We start from the raw sequence: 16,415 nt of genomic DNA on the forward strand, positions 1-16,415 counted from the left end.
GGAGCACCATGGCCCAGCCCGCACCCCCAGTGGCGCCACGACTGCTCACCGGTCTGAGCGCCTTCCCCCTCACCCCCCTCACCGACGAGACAGACGCAGGCATCGACGAAGGCGCGTTCCGCACCCTCGTCACCCGAGCCGCCGCCGCGGCGGTCGACTCGATCACCGTGCTCGGCTCAACCGGCAGCTACGCCTACCTCACCCGCGACGAACGCCGTCGCGTCGTGCAGCTCGCTGCCCAGGAGGCCGGGGACGTTCCCGTGCTGGCAGGCGTCGGCGCCACCCGCACCCGCGACGTGCTCCGCTACATCGACGACGCCCAACAAGCCGGCGCCGCCGCCCTCCTACTGGCACCCGTGTCCTACCAGCCGCTGTCCGACGAGGAGGTCTACGCACTGTTCGAGGACGTCACCGCCGCCGTGTCGGTCCCGGTCGTGGTCTACGACAACCCCGGCACCACCCACTTCACCTTCAGCGACGACCTGCACGCCCGCATCGCCCAGCTCCCCGCCATCGCCTCCATCAAGATCCCACCCGACTACGACGGCCCCGACGTTCTGCAGGAGCGCGTCGACAACCTCCGCTCGCAGCTCCCCGCCGGCGTGACCATCGGCATCAGCGGCGACGACGTCGCCGCTGAAGGCCTCAACGCCGGCTGCGACACCTGGTACAGCGTCCTTGCCGGCACCGTCCCCGACCCGTGTCGAGCCATCGTCGATGCCGCTGGCGCTGGGGACGCCGCCCGAACCGCCGAGCTCTCGAACCGGCTGATGCCGCTGTGGAACCTGTTCTTCGACCACGGCAGCTACCGAGTCACCTCCGCGGTCGCCGAAGAACTCGGCCTGGTGGCGCACCCGAACCTCCCCCGTCCAGTCCGCGGACTCGACCCGACGACCCGCCACCAGGTTCGCGACGCCATCGCCACCATGCGAGCCAACGGCGTCCCCGGCCTCGACCCCGTCAGATGACCACCCGCCCACACCGCCACGGCCAGGGCCACGGTCACGGCAGCAACGTCCAGTCCGACCCCCTCGCTCAACCGACACTGAGAGAACAACGATGCGCCAGCTCCACGACCCCCACCAGCGCGACTTCGCCTCCGACAACTACGCCGGAGCACACCCCGAGATCTTGGCCGCGCTGGCACAAGCCAACTGTGGACACCAACCCGCGTACGGCGAGGACACCTACACGGCGCACCTGCAGCAGGTGATGAAGGAGCACTTCGGCCCGGCCACCGAGACGTTCCCGGTGTTCAACGGCACCGGCGCCAACGTCACCGCCCTCACCAGCTTGCTCCCACGCTGGGGCGCCGTCATCACCGCCAAGAGCGCCCACATCAACGTCGACGAGAACGGCGCCCCCGAACGCATCAGCGGCCTCAAGCTTCTCCCCATCGAGACCTCCGACGGAAAGCTCACCCCCGACCTCATCGACCAGGAAGCCTGGGGATGGGGCGACGAGCACCGTGCCCAACCCCTTGCCGTGAGCATCACGAACAGCACCGAGCTCGGCACCCTCTACACCGTCGAAGAGATCCGGGCCATCGCCGAGCACGCCCACTCCAACGGGATGGTCCTCCACCTCGACGGCGCCCGCCTGAGCAACGCAGCCGCAGCACTCGACGCCCCCTTCCGCGACTTCACCACCGACGTCGGCGTCGACATCGTCAGCTTCGGCGGCACCAAGAACGGCATGCTGTACGGCGAAGCCATCCTCGTTCTCGACCCGACAGCCTCCGAAGGGCTGCTGTTCCTGCGCAAGCTCTCCATGCAGCTCGCCTCGAAGATGCGGTTCGTGTCGGCCCAGTTCCTGGCACTGCTCACCGGCGACCTCTACCTGCGCTCCGCCAGGCACGCCAACGCCATGGCCGCGCGGCTGCGTTCGTCACTCGAACAAGCCGACCTGCCGGGACTCGAGTTCACCCATGCCACGCAAGCCAACGCCGTGTTCGCGGTACTACCCCCCGGCGCCGCCGACGAACTCCGGCAGCAGTTCAGGTTCTACGACTGGAACCCTGCTATCGGCGAAGTGCGGTGGATGACCTCCTTTGACACCACCGAACAGGACGTCGACACCTTCGTAGAAGCCATCACGGCAACGCTCAAGAAGCGCTAGGAGCCCAGTCGTCCCTGCCCACTCGGACAAGGGGCTTTCGGCAACGTTGGCTACCGGATCTCGGCAGATCCGGTCGAGCAGATCGCGGCAGATGAGTGCGCACTCCGTCCGCGCCGAACCCCGGTTGTCTGACACGCTGGCTCCGTGGAGGTCATCACGCAGGCGTGGAACGACGACGGGGAGTACCTCGGTTTACATGCTTTGCTCGACGTAGTCCAAGCCAACGACTGGACATGGCATCTGGAGGAGTTCCACGGCACGACTGTGCCGGGCGCAGGGGTCAACGCCCTCGAACTTGAGGAGCGCCTGACCGGCGGCGAGCCGGTGTCTTTCGCATGGGATGAGTTGCTGGTCTTCGCGGCGAAGGTGGACCAGTTGATCGATGGGCGCATCTCAGCCTTCATGCCCGAAGAGGCCGAGCCGCTGTTGGTCCTCGAAGCACTCGACAGCATCTATTGGAGCTTCGCGGCACTCGATCGGCACGCACCTGCTGCGGCGGTACTCGACCGCGTAGCAGCGCTAAGCGACTGATCGCTCATCGGCAGATCCGGGCGCCTAGGCGGCGCTGTCGGGGTCGACTCCGAAAAGGCGCACGAGTCCGCGTCGGTGAGCGTCACGCTGCTCGACGTAGATGACGAAGGTCTGGTCTGACCGCGCCTTGTTCCGTGCCCAATCAAGGACCTCCTCGACGTCGGCTACATCGCTCACCCGGTACTCGTCGCACTGCCACATCGCGTGCTCTTGCGCGACGCCAGGCGGTGCGGGCGGCTGATGCCAGAAGTAGACGCGGTAGACCGGCCAGTCGACTTCCCACTGGGTGTCCCGAGGATCTACGCCTTCGACGATCACGCGGACGAGCCTATGGGCAGGGTCGTCCGTTCATCGGCAGATCCGATCGAGCTGATCGCGGCAGATCGGGATGTCGTGCGCCCTCAGTCCCAGCCGAGGAACGCGGAGACTTCATCGCAGCAGATGCCTCACCCGCGCCCTGTCGGCTGGCGAAGCCTGACCGAGCACGTAGACGAAATCCTCCAGAGCACGCACGTCGTCCTCGGGCGTCGCATCCTCGGGTCGGTTCTCGACAAACAGCACCAGGTCGCGAAGAGCCTCCGCCAGCAGCGTCGTCAGGTGGTCCTCGGGCACGGCCAGCAGGCTAGCGCCGACAACTCCGCTCATCGAAGATCCGTGAGCTGGCCGCGGCAGATCCGGACGCTGGAGCAGCCGTTCGTCACCCCACGGAAACTACCCGGGGGTCGGCGTCTCGGGTTCCCACCTGGCCGAGGCGGGCCGCGGCTCAGCTCACGTCGACCGCGACGTCGTAGCTGACGTCCCCGATGTCGACCTGGGTGACCCGGACGGTGACACCCAGCTCGTCCTCACCGTCTGTGAAGGTGCAGCGCATGGTCGTGCCGACCACGGCGTCCAGGTCGCCTGGGCACTCGATGGCGTCGGGCGCGGTCCCCACCAGCTCGGTGACCTTGTCGCCGACGCCATTCTCCAACTCGGCCTGCGGCACCGCGTTGACACCACAGCCGCTGAGGAGGACCAGGGCGATGGCAACGGTGGCTGGAGCAGTCCGGGGTCGGTTCATGACTCTCGTTGTATCACCCACGTCGAGGTCACCCGGGCCACGATCATGGGTCCGTCGGCGGGGAACATGCGCACTGAAACTGGTGAGTTGCCTTGGCTTCGGTGGCCGTAGCCATCCCTCTGCCCACGTGCCCTCGCTCGCCTCGAGTGCGCGGCCCCCCCGCAGAGAACATGCGCCCCGTCCTCACGCCGGATGCTCTTGCCGACATCCGCTCATCGGCATGTGCGCATGCTCGGATCGCGGCAGTTCCGGACGTGAACGGAACCTCGCGCGGTCCGTGGTCAGACGCCCCCGCCGCCGCCCATGGCCCACACCCACGGCGAAGACGAACGTGGAGGCGCACCGGGCTCACTTCCCTCGGCAACAAGGCGGACGTGCGTCCCGTTGTGCACCGTCACCCATGTGATGCCCTTGCCCGGGGTGGCGCCGTCACGAAGCAGCTGAGCGACTTGGTGCCACGTCAGGTCCGGACCTGCCGTGCTGATCACTCTCTGCATGGAACGCACGGTTTCCCCTGCGAGCAGACGGAAGGCGGTACGACGCATGGCCACCAGTGACGCACAGGCGGCGAGGAGTGACTCCAGGAGGAACTCCGGGAAAGCCACGAAGGCCACGAGCGGCGGGACCAGCATCGAGCCCCACCACAGCAGCCGTGACATCTGCGTTGCCCGTCTGACTCGCGTGACAGCCAGGTGCCACGTATCGCGAGCAACCTCCATGACTGCAGTATGTAGCAAGGACGTGGTCTGACCGGGTCGATCGCAGCGTCCGGGACGACCTCCACAGTGCAATCTCATCCGCGGATCCGGGCGAGCTGATCGCGGCAGACCCGGGCAGTTCAGTGGAGTCCTCTCGTGGCGTCGTCGACCGCGTCCGTGTCGGCGCCGTCGCTCGTCGTCCAGATCTCGACAAGTTCTCTTTTCGGCGGTCGAATGGACGAGGACCACCGATGCGGAGGTGCACGATGGGCATCGAGACGGCTCGGGACCGCGATGGCCTTGTTCGCCTGATCGTCGCGGCTGCGGGCTACGGCAAGTCCGCGGCCCTCGAGATCGCTTGTCCGGCTGACGGCCTCGTCGCCCCGGCCACGTCGCTGCTCGACGGCGACCTCCCCGCCGTGTCGTTCTTGGGCGTTGACGACGTCGACCGCCTCGACGCGCACGACCAGCCGCGGCTCGCCCACCGGCTCGGACAGGTACCGCCCTCCGTGACCCTGATGCTCGCCTCGCGCACGCCCGTCGCTGCTGCCGCCCTCGCACAGCTCCGTGGTCCGGTGTTTCGTAGCGGTCCGGCCGACCTCGCGCTCGGCGAGTATCGCGTCGCTCGAGTGCTCGAGGAGGAGTACGCCATCGACGACCCCGAGGCGGCATCGGCCGTGGTGGAGGCGACCGATGGCTGGCCGGCCCTGGTCCACTTCGCGGGTGACGTCCTGCGTCGAGATCCGACAGCCGACATCGTGGAGCACCTCGCGCGGGCGGGGTCCGGGTGCGCGGGTTGGGTGGACGCTCACGTGGCGGCACTCCTGCCTCCCGGAACCGCGTCCCTCCTCGGAACTCTGTTCAGGCTCGGGCCTGCCGTCCCGGGCGTCATGACCGCTCTCGTCGACGCTGTGCCGGGCCCGCGCGCCACCGATCCTGAGGCTGTCCTGCGAGAGCTCGAGGAGACCGGTCTCGTGGTGCGACGCCCGGGTCTCGACCGGTCGGGGCCGCCGACGGTCGTGCCGGTGGTGGGCGCGTGTCTTGCCGACCGAGCGGCGGCCGTGCCTGGCGAGGTGCTCGAGCGGGTGGCGCGGGCCTACGAGGAGGAGGGGCTGTGGCTGTCGGCACTGCGCGCGTGGACCACGGCGGGTGACGAGCGGGCGGTCATCGCCTTGGCGACGGAGCACGGCCGTCTCCTGGCGCGCGGGGGACACCCGGATGAGGTGGCTGAGCTGCTGGCTGCGGCAACCGACCCGAGCGTGCTGCTGGTACGAGCCGAGGCCCTGCGGCTTGCGGGCGACACGGAGGCGGGGCGCCGGATCCTCCGCCCGCTGCTCGAACAGAGCCGTGGGACGGATCTCCCGCCCGGGCTGGCGACGTGCCTGGCGGGTTGCCTCTACACCGAGGGCGATCACCGGGCAGCGCTCGCGGCCCTGGACCGCGTGCCGGACGTCGGAGCTGGCTCGGGCATCGTGCGCGTCGAGTGGCTGGCCGCTCGGGCACAGGTGCTGTCCATGCTGGGTGGACGAGGTGCGGCTGCTGACGTGGCGGCGCAGGCACTGCGGGAAGCTGTGGAGGACGGCACGCCGGGAGCGCTGGCAGCGGCTCACCTGGCAGCCTCCCGGGTCTCCACCGGCACCCGCAAGGAGCTGCACCTCGACCGGGCGCTGCGGCACGCGGTCGAGGCGGGTGACCTGGCCACCGCCGCGGGTGTCCGGGTCAACCAGGCCCATCTCCTGCTCGCCGGCGCTCGGTTCCTGGAGGCAGCGCGCGTCGGACGGGAAGCGGTTCGACTGTGCACCCTGGCTGGTGGGTCGGGACGCCTGCCGGCCGCGATGCACAACCTCGGCGAGGCGCTCATGCGGATCGGCGACTACGGCGAGGCTGCGTGGCAGTACCGCCGGGGAGCGGCTGTCTCCAGCAGGCTCGGCGCCGGCCGCGCAGGTCTCGGCCTGCTGGGGATCGGCGAGATCCATCGAGAGCTGGGTCGCGACGAGCAGGCCAGGGCGGCGTACGGCGAGGCGGTCGACCTCGCCACGGCGACGGGGGAGCTCCAGGTGCTCGTGCCCGCGCTGGCCGGACTGGCTCGCCTCGAGGCCGGCCATGGCGACGATCGGGCCATGGCCACCGCCACGCGGGCGGTCGAGCTGGCGACACCCGCCCTGCTGCCCTTCGCGCTGCTGGGGCTGGGATGGACGGCGGTGTCCCTGGAGCAGTGGCCCGTGGCTCGGGACGCCGTGGAGCGAGCCGTCCGGGAGTCTCGCGACCAGGCGGCCGCCGACCTGCTGGCCGAGTCGCTCGAGCTGGCCGCAGTCGTGGAGACCGACCCGCACCGGAGCAGGATGCGGCTGAACGAGGCGTTGTCGATCTGGTCCGCCGGCGGCGCGACCCCGGCCTGCGCCCGCGTGCAGGTCGAGCTCGGGCGCCTGGTCGGTGCCGACGCGACCGCTCGGGCCACGGCACGCGACGCCGCCAACACCCTGCGCCGGCTGGGCGTGCCCGAGTCGCGGGTCCTGCACGGCGCGGGCTCGAGCGATCGCGCCATCCGGGTGCGCGTGCTGGGTCGCTTCCGGGTCAGTGTGCAGGGCCGCGTGGTACCGCTGCAGAAGTGGCGTTCGCGGCAGGCGCGCACGCTGCTCAAGGTGCTCGTCGCGCACCGTGGTCGTCCGGTGTCCCGTGAGCGGCTGTGTGAGCTGCTGTGGCCCGATGACGACCCCGTCCGGACCCCGCACCGGCTCTCGGTCCTGCTCTCCACGGTGCGCACGGTGCTGGATCCGGACAAGGCGTGGCCGGCGGAGCAGTTCGTGGCCTCCGACGGCCGGGGCCTGTGGTTGAACCTCGACACGGTCTCGGTCGACGTGGAGGACTACCTCACCGACGCCGACGAGGCCGCTTCCTTGTTGCAGGAGGGACGGGCCGAGGCCGCGCTGCTGGTCCTGGCGGACCTCGACCGACGGCATCCGGGTCAGGCGTTGGAGGACGAGGCCGACGAGGCGTGGGCCGCGCCGCTGCGCGAGGAGGTCCGCATCGCCCAGCTGCGCACGTTGCGCCGCCTCGCGACAACGCTCGGCCGGTTGGGGCGGGCCGCGCAAGCCCAGGACACCCTCGTCCGGCTGCTCACGATCGAGCCGTTCGACGAGCAGGTCCACCGGCTGCTCGTCCGCTCGCTCGCTGGGTCCGGTCGACATGGCGAGGCCGAGCGGGCCTTCGACCGGTGGCGCGAGGCGATGATCATGATCGGCGCTCCACCACCGGAGCGCGGGCCGCGGCTGACGGACGTCTGACGACGCCTCCGCGACCCCGGTTCGGCGGTTGTGACCGCGTTGTGACGGGTGCGTGCGACCGTCCTGGCATCAACCGCGACTCTCAGGAGACCACGCCATGGACCACACGCACGATCACACCTCGTCACGCCGCCGCGCCCGGGTCGCCCGTGCAGCGCTGGCCGCCGGCCTGTCGGCTGCCGTCCTCGACCCTGTGGCGGCGGGCGCCGTCCCGGTGTTCAGCGGCGACTGCGGTGCCGGCGGGCTGGTCATCGTCGGAGGCGCCGGCCCCGACGTGCTCACCGGCGGACCCGGCAACGACCGCATCTTCGGGCTCGGCGGCGACGACGTGCTGATCGGCGGCGGCGGTGACGACGTGCTGATCGGCGGTCCCGGCGACGACGTGCTGTTCGGAGGGCCCGGCAGGGACTGCCTGACGGGGGACGAGGGGAGTGACGACCTGCACGGCGGCTACGGGGATGACTCGGTGCTCGGTGGGGTGGACGACGACTTCCTCGGTGGCGACGCCGGAGATGACCTCCTCGACGGCGGCGACGGCTGGGACTCGCGTACCGACAGCCAGGGCAACGACAAGGTGCTCCGCGTCGAACACTGAAGACCGTGACGCCGGCCGGCGGAGCTCAGCTCCGCCGGGCCGGCGTCGTCCTGCGGGTCGGGGTCAGGCCGACGTGTAGCCGACGATCAGGTCGGACACCGACAGGGAGCCCGGACTGGGGACCAGCACCCGCAGGTCGTTGTCGGTCCCGTCGAGCACCGAGCGGTCGAAGATCTCGACCAGCGTGCGCTTCGGGGAGGACGTGAACGTCTCGTTGACGATCTCGGTCCCGTTGATGGAGACGACGAGGTTGGCCTCGGCGTTCGACAGCGGGTTCACGGTGTACGACAGGAAGGGCCGGTCGTCCCGGCTCGTCGACGCCGAGAGCCGGGGTGCGTCGAAGACGAACTCGACATCGCGGTCCCCGGTTCCCGGTACGGGGATCGCCGCGGTGCTGTCCTGGATGCTGCGGTGGATGGTGGGCATGACTGACTCATCTCTGCTGATTCGAGAGGCCTGCGCCTCGGTCGGCGAGTGCTTCGCCGTCTGGGTCCTACGGTCGTCGACGTCCCTCATCACGGGATCAGAGCGAAGTCACAACGACTGCTCAGCCGCTCGGGTCTCCCGAAGATGTCGCTAGGACGAGTCGTGACTCACCGCCCGCGGCGGCAGGCGCGGCACCGACGGCCGGCGTGAACGGCTCGATCTCGGGTACGAGAGCGCGTGACGGACACAGAGAACGGATTCATGTCGACTATCGGCGCCCAGGCCCCCGAGGGTGACGGCGGACGAGCAACGCTGACGGTGGACGCCGACGAGCGGCATCTCAACGCTGCCGGCACCGTCCACGGTGGGATGCTCGCCACCCTCGTCGACGCGACGATGGGTGCCGCCATCCGGAGTGCCGTCGACGGGGAGACTCCTGCCACCAGCCAGCTCACGATCACCTATCTGCGCCCCGGCAAGCCAGGCGAGCTGCGCGCCACCGCCGAGGTCCGCAAGCGGGGAGAGAGCCTCACCGTGTGCGAGGCCGACGTCGAACAGGACGGCTCGTCGCTCGTCCACGCGCTCGCAACGTTCGCGCTGCTCGAGGACTGACCTCCGCAAGTGTGTCGCGCCCTCCCCCCGGTGCGCGATGCTCCGGGTCAGGAACTCGAACCACCGTGGCCTAGCGTGGAACGCGCGCCCCGGAACACCGTCGTCCATCAGGAGATCACCATGACCATCGCTGACATCGGACCTCAGCCCCAGAGCTTCGACCTGGAGAAGGCAACGCTGGCCAACGACAACTACCGAGCCGTCGCATGGTCGGGCACGTACCTCCAGGTGACGCTCATGTCGATCCCGCCCGGCGACGACATCGGTCTCGAGTCGCACCCCGAGACCGACCAGTTCCTCCGCGTCGACGGCGGGCGCGGTCGCGTGCAGATGGGCTCCGCCGAGGACCAGCTCGACTTCGACCAGGTGGTCGAGGGCGGCTGGGCGATCATGGTCCCCGCCGGCACCTGGCACAACGTCACCAACACCGGCGACGAGCCGCTCCGCCTGTACGCGGTGTACGCACCGGTGCACCACGCAGCGAACGCTGTGCAGGCGACGGCCGAGGACGCCGAGCGGGACGAGCAGTCGGGTGCGGACGAGCCGCCGGAATGGTCCGTCCAGCCGAGCGAACACGCGTCGGACGAGCACGCCTGAGCTCCCCTCGCCGCGACGTCCCGACCCGGGACCAGCCCGTCCGTTGCCGGAACATTGCGGATGGCGAACGTCCGGATCAGGTGTCACCGTGGCGGCATGCCGCTCACCTTCGTCGGAACCCTCGACCGCTCCGCAGTGAGCGCCGCGCTCGACGAGATCCGGGAGCTGGTCGGATCACCTGAGGTGGCCCGTGCGTGGGAGCAGGAGTCGGCGCTGGCGGGCATGACCGTGGGTGGCGTCGCCCGTCACCTGGTCAGCCAGTCCGAGTGCGCGGTCGAGTTCCTGACCACTCCCGGGCCCGCGGACGCTCCCGTGATGACCCTGGTCGGGCACTACGACCGGGTCGACTGGTGGCGTGCGCCGGTCGACGCTGCCGAGAACACCTCCATCCGCGACGACTTCAACCACATGGGCCTGGCCGGGCACGCGGAGTGCGTCGAGGCGCTCGTACGGTCTCGTGCCGAGCTGGACTCGGCGATCGGCGCGGCCGGTCCCGTCACGTACGTGCCGTGGCAGGACTGCTCGTTGCTGACCGACGACTTCCTCGTGGTGCGGCTGATGGAGATCGTGGTGCATGCCGACGACCTGGCCTGCAGCGTCGGCGTACCGCCCCCGACGTTCGGTCCGGACGTGCTCGAGCCCGTGCTCGCGCTTCTTGCGGCACTGGCCGCGCGGCGTCGCGGCCAGACCGGCGTGCTGCGTGCGCTGAGCCGTTGCGAGCGCTCGGCCGGCTCCGTCTCGGCCTTCTGACACCCGATCACGATCCCGCAGCTCGATCGCAGGCGGCCTCGAGGATGTGGTCGGCAGCGGATCGAGCCCCTGCTCCGTCCCGGAACGGCTTCCCCACCTCGGCGGCTCTCGCCGCGTACGCCGGCTTGCTGAGCACGGCCTGGATGGCCTGACGGATGTCGTCCACAGAGGCCCTCGGGCTGACCTCGAGGCCGACCCCCACCCGCGCGACGGCGGTGCCGACGAGTGGCTGGTCCGCGTGACGGCTCATCGGCATCACCAGCACGGGCACCCCGTGGGCCAGCGCAGCCATCGTCGTGCCGTGACCCCCGTGCCCGATCAGCAAGCGCACCCCCGGCAGGACATCGGCGTGTGGCTCCGGCCGGCGGAGCTCGACGTTGGGCGGGACCCGGAGTCCCGAGGCGAGCAGCGGCTCCACCGTGGCGACAGCCGTCATCGGCAGACCAGCGATCGCGTCCAAGGTCCTCTGCAACGCGTCCTGCTGTCCGGGGTAGCTGATCGTGCTGAAGCTGACCAGCACGGGGTCGTCGTCCCGCAGCTGGGCCGGCCGGTGCACCGGGGGCACGATGGGACCCGTCTGGTGGACGTCCCGGGCGGGAACGAGATCCGCGCGAACGCGGTCGAGCTCGGGCGCCGTGGTGACGATGGCGCAGTCCGCGGGACATCGGGTGGGATGCGTGCGGGTGAGCCGCAACCACATGCCGATCGGGCTCGTGGTCGACCACTGGCTCGTCCAGTATCCGGAGAAGGCGTGCATCAGCAGGACGACCCCAGCTCCGGAACGTCGAGCGGCGCCGAGTGCCACGGGTGTCATGCAGTCCACGACGACCACGTCGGCGGCTGATCGCTCGAGCTCGCCGGTCAGGTCGGTGGCGATCCCGCGGTCCGACGCCACTCGCAACCACTGGAGCATGCTCCGCAGGCCCGGGTTCGCCGAGTGAGGGCTCCATGGACGAGCGTGGCGGAAGGACGAGAACGAGATTCCAGCCGCTGCCACGGTGGGCGCCAGCTGCGGGTGACCCAGGACGCGCACGTCGTGACCGCGCTCGCTCAAGGTGCCCGCCACCGCCAGGGTGGGTGGGACGTTGCCGCCTGCGTGGGGCGTGACGAAGAGGATCCGTGTCATGGGCGTGGGTTCTCCTCGTCGGCAGGCGTGCTACTCGGGACGGGCGGCGAGGAAGCCTTCGATGGTGTCGACGACGAGCTGGTGGTCCTCCAGCTGCGGCAGCCCGGAGACCGCGACGGTGCCGATGCAGCCGGTGCCCCGGACGAGGACGGGGAACGCCCCACCATGGGCGGCGTAGTCGGACACATCCAGGCGGGAGTCCGCGTCGAAGGATCCGCCGCCGACCCTGAACTGCTCGCCCACGCGCAGCGAGGATCGCCCATAGCGGTCGACCACGGCGCTCTTGCGCTCGAGCCAGCCGTCGTTGTCCGCTGACGCGCCCGGAAGCGCCGCGTGGAAGAGGCGCTGACCGTTGCGACGGATCGAGATGGCCACCGGCAGGGAGGCGGCCAGCGCGGCGTCGCGCAGGGCGACGCCGAGCGCCCACGCGGTCTCCTCGTCGAAGGAGTCGAAGACGAGGCGCGCCTCCTGGGCCACCAGCTCGTCCAGGAGCTCAGGCCCGGTCACTGCTCGCCCCCTCGGAGGGTCCGCGTCATGCCGGTGGAGGTCGATGTGTTCACAACGCGCACGCTACTCATGGTCGTCCCACGCTCCGTGGGGCGACGCAGTCGCGAGCATCGGACGGGCGCGCCAGACCACCTTGCGCCGCCGCTGCACGGGGCGGACTCTGGGACATGGCCGAGACCGAGCAGGAGCGGGCGCAGCGGGAGATCGACGTGCTCAGCATGGCGACGTACGACGTCCCCGAGACCGGGTCGGCGTCCCGCCCGGTGGAGTGCGACGTGATCATGAAGGGCGGCATCACGTCGGGTGTGGTCTACCCCCTCACCATCTGCAAGCTGGCGACGCGCTACCGGTTGCGCAACATCGGCGGCACGTCCGCGGGTGCGATCGCGGCGGTGGTCGCGGCGGCCGCGGAGTACCGGCGGCGGCACGACGAGCGAGCGCCGGCAGCCGGCTTCCAGTCGCTCGCCGTGCTGCCGTTCGACGTGTCGCAGCGCCTGGAGTCGCTGTTCCAGCCGACGCGGGAGACCGAGGGCGTCTTCCGGGTGCTGCTCGCCGCGATCGGGGGCAACGGCGTCCGGGGAGCGGTGGCCGCGGTGGTGCGTCAGCAGCGGCTCGCGTTCTGCGCAGGGCTGGGACTCGTGCTCGCGCTGGCGTTCGGCGCGCAGGTGCTCGCCGCAGGGTTCCCGATCGAGGGCGTCACGTGGGTGCGCATCGGCGTGGGCCTCCTGCTGGTGCTGCCCCTCGCGCTCGTGGTGGGTGTGGCCGCGGCGGTGGCCGGCTTCGCGTCCGCGGCACTCCGGGTGCTGCCGCAGCACGACTTCGGGCTGACCGACGGCGCGACGTACTCAGGGAGCCCCCGGAAGCCGGGGCTCACCGAGTGGTTGGCAGACGCCGTCGACGGCGTGGCCGGACTCCCGGCCGGTCGGTGCCTCACGCTGGGGGACCTGTGGGGGCCGGAGGGCCTCGCGGCATGGACGGCGTACGTCGAGGGTCGCGGCCGCACACCCGTGGGGGAGGTCCGGCAGGCCCGGGCGATCGATCTCCAGACGATGACGACGGACCTGACGCTGCGTCGTCCGTTCCGGCTGCCGTTCGGTCAGCAGGACTTCTTGTTCGACGAGGAGGAGATGCGGCGGCTGTTCCCGGACCGGGTGGTCGCCACGATGAAGGGCGGCGTCGCGGCGTCACGCCATCGCCATCCGGCGACGGGGGAGCCGTTGTTCTACTTCCCGGGTCCGGGCCGGTCGAGCCGGGGCGACGTGCGTCCGGGTCCGGAGTCGCTGCCCCTGGTGGTGATGGCCCGGATGAGCCTGAGCTTCCCCGGCCTGCTGTCGGCGGTGCCGCTCTATGCGGTGGACCGCAACGGGGACCAGGGCGTCGTACGGCACCTCTTCTCCGACGGCGGGATCAGCAGCAACTTCCCCATGCACTTCTTCGACTCGCTGCTGCCGACGCGCCCGACGTTCGGCATCAACCTGTCGCCGCCTCACCCGGTCCACCCGGACGACCTCACCTGGTTGCCGTCGGCGGCGACGGGTGGCGTCGACCCGCGCGCCGTGCCGTTCGAGACGGTGCCCGGTTTCGCCCAGGCCCTGCGTGACACGGTGCAGAACTGGTCGGACAACACCCAGGTGACCCAGCGCGGCTACGCCGAGAGGGTGGTCGAGATCCGGCTCCGGCCGGGCGAGGGAGGTCTCAACCTCGCCATGCCGCCCGACGTGATCATGGCGCTGGTCGCCCGTGGCGCCGAGGCCGGTGACCGGCTCGTGGAGCAGTTCGAGTGGGACCCGCACCGGGTCATCCGCTACCGCACCGCGATGACGCGCCTGGTCGACGCGCTCGCGCAGGTGGATGCGTCGTGGACCCTCGGCGAGTACGAGTCCCTGCTGGCGCACTACCCGGCCACCGGCGTCGCCGGGTCCTCCTTCCTCGGCTCCGCCACCTGGCGCCAGGGGGACCAGGCCGCCACCCGGGCGCTGCTCGCCACGATCGGGGGTTGGCGCGACGCCAATTGGCACGCCCTGTCCCACGACAGACCCGCGCCGGCGCCCGTGGTGAGGATGGCCCCGGAATGAGTGCCAGGCCGTCGGCGCTCGCCTTTCAGCTCGCCGGCTCGGGCCATGCGATGGGAGCCTTTCTCGACCGTGTCGGACGGGACGGGTGCGACGAGCTGCGCCGAGGTCTGCGCACCGACGACCGGGCCATCGTGCCCGGCTACACCCTCCTCCTCGTCGCGCTGTGCGCGCTCTCCGTCGTATGGGTTCGGGCTGCGACGAGCGGGACCCCCGAGGCCGTCGCGACCGTCCTGGGCGTGCTGTTCGGTCTGCTCGCCGTCGCCGCCGGTGTGCTCGACCTGCTCGAGAACCGCGCGCTTCGGCGCGTGCTCGACGACTGGCAGCCGATCCCGATCCCGGTGGCCCCCGACGAGGCGGAGGCGGCCGAACGGCAACAGCGTCGACGCAGTCAGGTGGCGGCGATCGACGGTCCCAGCCGTGCGGCGAAGCGGCGGGCGGTGTGGAAGTGGCGGCTGATCGCCCTGGTGCTCGGCTGGGTTCTGGTGAGCGGGGTCGTCGGGCTCACGAGCTGGCTGTCGAACTGAGCCCGGTCCGCCGCTCCCTTCCGTCCGTGACCGGCCGCGCGACGACAGCCACCGACATCAGCGCAGACCCTGCTGCAGCGCGGCCCAGGTGTCGGCGGTGACGACGCCCGTGGGGTCGAGGCCTAGGCGCCGCTGGTAGCGGCCCACGGCCCTGGTCGTGCGGTCGGTGACGACACCGGTCGGCTGCACGGACCGGAACCCGGCGGCGCGCAGGGCCCGCTGCAGGCGCAGGGCGGGCTCGCCGGCGGAGCCGACCTTCAGCAGGGGCGCTGAGCCGCGCGCGAAGAGCGCCGTCCACGTGGCAGCGTCGGCCTTGCCCGTGACACGCAGGTCCTGACGGCGCTGGAAGGACCGCACCGCCGTGACGACGTCCTGGTCGAACCGGGCGTCGAGCTTGCCCCGGTAGCGGGCGTTCTTCCTGAGCAGGCACTGCAGCGCCTCGACGCGATCGCCGCGTGCGCCCGACCTCAGGCGCGGGTACGCACCGAAGTCGAGGCCGGTGCCGCCGCACGCACTCAGCGAGCGGGGCGGCTGCGAGCCGCCGTCGATCTCCAGGAAGTTGCGGTCGATCGTGAGAGTGACGCCGCCGTGGGCAACCGTCGTCTGCGCCTTGTACTGGTGGGCGCGCTGGCCGTCCCAGCTGTCCGCGCGCACCCAGCGCGGGTCGATGTCGACGTCCGCCCGGCCGTTGTACCAGGCGTACCAGACCTGGTCCGGCATGGCGTACGAGCCCGGCGAGAGGTGGTCGGCGTTGTCGAGGGCGTGGATGCCGGCCGAGACGCTGGAGTAGACACCGGAGCGGAAGCCGAGGTCGTGCAGGGCGAGCGTCCACCCGCTCAGGAAGCGCAGGGCGGAGCGGCGGCAGTCCTCGTCCGCGACGTCGAAGCCGCCCTCGAGGTCGTACCAGAGGGTGCTCCCCGCGGGCAGTCCGAGTGCGCGGGCACGGGCCACCGCTGCGGCGGCCTCGGCGCGCCCGCGGGCGTCGGCCGCGGCGTACGAGCCGGCGGGCGCCGGGTCGATCCGGTCGGCGTAGAGCGGGTGACAGGCGGCCTGCGGCCCGACCCAGATCGGCAGCAGTCGCCACCCGTTGGCGCGCTGCCGGGCCACCCAGGTGGCGTCGAGGTGCGGCTGGCCCGGGTCGACCGCTGACGGCTGGCAGGACGCCATCGAGCCGCCGATGTAGATGCCGGCACCCCAGAACGGCGACGAGGTCAGCCAGGCGTCCATCTGGTCCTGCGTCGGCGCACATCGGGCGTCGAAGGCGTAGCCGGTGAGGCCGTCCGAGCGGCGCTCCGCCGCCGCGGCCGGGCCGCCGGACAGCAGCGTGGCGCACAGCGCCACCACCGCCGCCACCATGACGCCGGCGCGTGCGCGGGCAGGGCCGAGGTGTCCGAGTCGCATGTGTGTCTCCCCCGAGAACGTGTGGTGCCCAGACCCTAGTGCGTCTTCCGGTTACCGTGGGCGTTCGGCCGCGCGGCGTCGCGTGGGAGGACGACGATGGCGGAGGGACCC

At 71.0% G+C, this 16,415-nt stretch carries 18 protein-coding genes; 10 read left to right on the forward strand and 8 right to left on the reverse strand.

Annotation, left to right across the window (positions count from 1 at the left end; translation table 11 throughout):
* Positions 1 to 8 precede the first annotated feature (8 nt).
* The 3 genes from HN031_RS15385 (at position 9) to HN031_RS15395 (ending at position 2,649) form a co-directional block, all read left to right on the forward strand.
* Entirely contained in the window at positions 9 to 968 is a 960-nt protein-coding gene (locus HN031_RS15385; RefSeq protein WP_216652505.1) for a dihydrodipicolinate synthase family protein, read from the forward strand.
* Between the two features lie 91 nt (positions 969 to 1,059).
* Positions 1,060 to 2,118, forward strand: a complete 1,059-nt coding sequence (locus HN031_RS15390; protein WP_172271934.1) for a low specificity L-threonine aldolase — start codon at positions 1,060 to 1,062, stop codon at positions 2,116 to 2,118.
* A gap of 144 nt (positions 2,119 to 2,262) precedes the next feature.
* Positions 2,263 to 2,649 carry a hypothetical protein gene (locus HN031_RS15395; RefSeq protein ID WP_172271937.1) on the forward strand — a complete coding sequence of 129 codons (387 nt, stop codon included), beginning with the start codon at positions 2,263 to 2,265 and terminating at the stop codon, positions 2,647 to 2,649.
* Between the two features lie 24 nt (positions 2,650 to 2,673).
* Here HN031_RS15395 and HN031_RS15400 read toward each other — a convergent pair whose 3' ends face one another.
* The 4 genes from HN031_RS15400 to HN031_RS15415 all read right to left on the reverse strand — a co-directional run bounded on the left by HN031_RS15400 (position 2,674) and on the right by HN031_RS15415 (position 4,428).
* On the reverse strand, positions 2,674 to 2,967 hold the full coding sequence (locus HN031_RS15400) for a hypothetical protein (RefSeq protein WP_172271940.1): 294 nt from the start codon (positions 2,965 to 2,967) through the stop codon (positions 2,674 to 2,676).
* A 111-nt stretch (positions 2,968 to 3,078) separates the two neighbouring features.
* Entirely contained in the window at positions 3,079 to 3,261 is a 183-nt protein-coding gene (locus tag HN031_RS15405; RefSeq protein ID WP_172271943.1) for a hypothetical protein, read from the reverse strand.
* 151 nt (positions 3,262 to 3,412) lie between these two features.
* Entirely contained in the window at positions 3,413 to 3,709 is a 297-nt protein-coding gene (locus HN031_RS15410) for a DUF4333 domain-containing protein (protein ID WP_172271946.1), read from the reverse strand.
* 281 nt (positions 3,710 to 3,990) lie between these two features.
* Positions 3,991 to 4,428 (reverse strand): hypothetical protein, encoded by a 438-nt coding sequence (locus HN031_RS15415; protein WP_172271949.1) that lies wholly within the window; start codon positions 4,426 to 4,428, stop codon positions 3,991 to 3,993.
* Positions 4,429 to 4,673: 245 nt separating this feature from the next.
* Here HN031_RS15415 and HN031_RS15420 point away from each other — a divergent pair, with 245 nt between their 5' ends.
* Together HN031_RS15420 and HN031_RS22040 are read left to right on the forward strand one after the other, a co-directional pair.
* Positions 4,674 to 7,691, forward strand: coding sequence for a BTAD domain-containing putative transcriptional regulator (locus HN031_RS15420; RefSeq protein ID WP_172271952.1), 3,018 nt, complete (start codon positions 4,674 to 4,676; stop codon positions 7,689 to 7,691).
* A gap of 97 nt (positions 7,692 to 7,788) precedes the next feature.
* Positions 7,789 to 8,286, forward strand: coding sequence for a calcium-binding protein (locus tag HN031_RS22040; RefSeq protein ID WP_172271955.1), 498 nt, complete (start codon positions 7,789 to 7,791; stop codon positions 8,284 to 8,286).
* Between the two features lie 63 nt (positions 8,287 to 8,349).
* Here HN031_RS22040 and HN031_RS15430 read toward each other — a convergent pair whose 3' ends face one another.
* Positions 8,350 to 8,712, reverse strand: coding sequence for a hypothetical protein (locus HN031_RS15430; RefSeq protein WP_172271958.1), 363 nt, complete (start codon positions 8,710 to 8,712; stop codon positions 8,350 to 8,352).
* 261 nt (positions 8,713 to 8,973) lie between these two features.
* Between HN031_RS15430 and HN031_RS15435 the strand changes: the two genes are divergently transcribed.
* The 3 genes from HN031_RS15435 (at position 8,974) to HN031_RS15445 (ending at position 10,671) form a co-directional block, all read left to right on the forward strand.
* Entirely contained in the window at positions 8,974 to 9,324 is a 351-nt protein-coding gene (locus HN031_RS15435; RefSeq protein WP_172271961.1) for a PaaI family thioesterase, read from the forward strand.
* Between the two features lie 120 nt (positions 9,325 to 9,444).
* Positions 9,445 to 9,921, forward strand: coding sequence for a cupin domain-containing protein (locus HN031_RS15440; protein WP_172271964.1), 477 nt, complete (start codon positions 9,445 to 9,447; stop codon positions 9,919 to 9,921).
* A gap of 96 nt (positions 9,922 to 10,017) precedes the next feature.
* Positions 10,018 to 10,671, forward strand: a complete 654-nt coding sequence (locus HN031_RS15445) for a maleylpyruvate isomerase N-terminal domain-containing protein (protein ID WP_172271967.1) — start codon at positions 10,018 to 10,020, stop codon at positions 10,669 to 10,671.
* A 7-nt stretch (positions 10,672 to 10,678) separates the two neighbouring features.
* Here the strand turns inward: HN031_RS15445 and HN031_RS15450 are convergent, their stop codons facing one another.
* A complete protein-coding gene (locus HN031_RS15450) occupies positions 10,679 to 11,584 on the reverse strand; it encodes a glycosyltransferase (RefSeq protein ID WP_172271970.1) in 906 nt (301 codons plus the stop codon).
* Positions 11,585 to 11,827: 243 nt separating this feature from the next.
* Positions 11,828 to 12,304, reverse strand: a complete 477-nt coding sequence (locus HN031_RS15455; RefSeq protein ID WP_172271973.1) for a heme-degrading domain-containing protein — start codon at positions 12,302 to 12,304, stop codon at positions 11,828 to 11,830.
* Between the two features lie 167 nt (positions 12,305 to 12,471).
* On the opposite strand from HN031_RS15455, the gene HN031_RS15460 reads away from it, so the two are divergent.
* Positions 12,472 to 14,379 carry a patatin-like phospholipase family protein gene (locus tag HN031_RS15460; RefSeq protein ID WP_172271976.1) on the forward strand — a complete coding sequence of 636 codons (1,908 nt, stop codon included), beginning with the start codon at positions 12,472 to 12,474 and terminating at the stop codon, positions 14,377 to 14,379.
* Positions 14,376 to 14,903: a hypothetical protein gene (locus HN031_RS15465; protein ID WP_172271979.1), complete on the forward strand. Its 528-nt coding sequence runs from the start codon at positions 14,376 to 14,378 to the stop codon at positions 14,901 to 14,903. Before HN031_RS15460 ends, HN031_RS15465 begins: the two co-directional genes overlap by 4 nt.
* Positions 14,904 to 14,960: 57 nt before the next feature.
* On the opposite strand, the gene HN031_RS15470 is transcribed toward HN031_RS15465, so the two are convergent.
* Entirely contained in the window at positions 14,961 to 16,304 is a 1,344-nt protein-coding gene (locus HN031_RS15470; protein WP_172271982.1) for a glycoside hydrolase domain-containing protein, read from the reverse strand.
* Positions 16,305 to 16,415: the final 111 nt, after the last annotated feature.

The sequence above is a fragment of the Nocardioides sp. zg-1308 genome, from assembly GCF_013155375.1.
Lineage (GTDB): Bacteria > Actinomycetota > Actinomycetes > Propionibacteriales > Nocardioidaceae > Nocardioides > Nocardioides renjunii.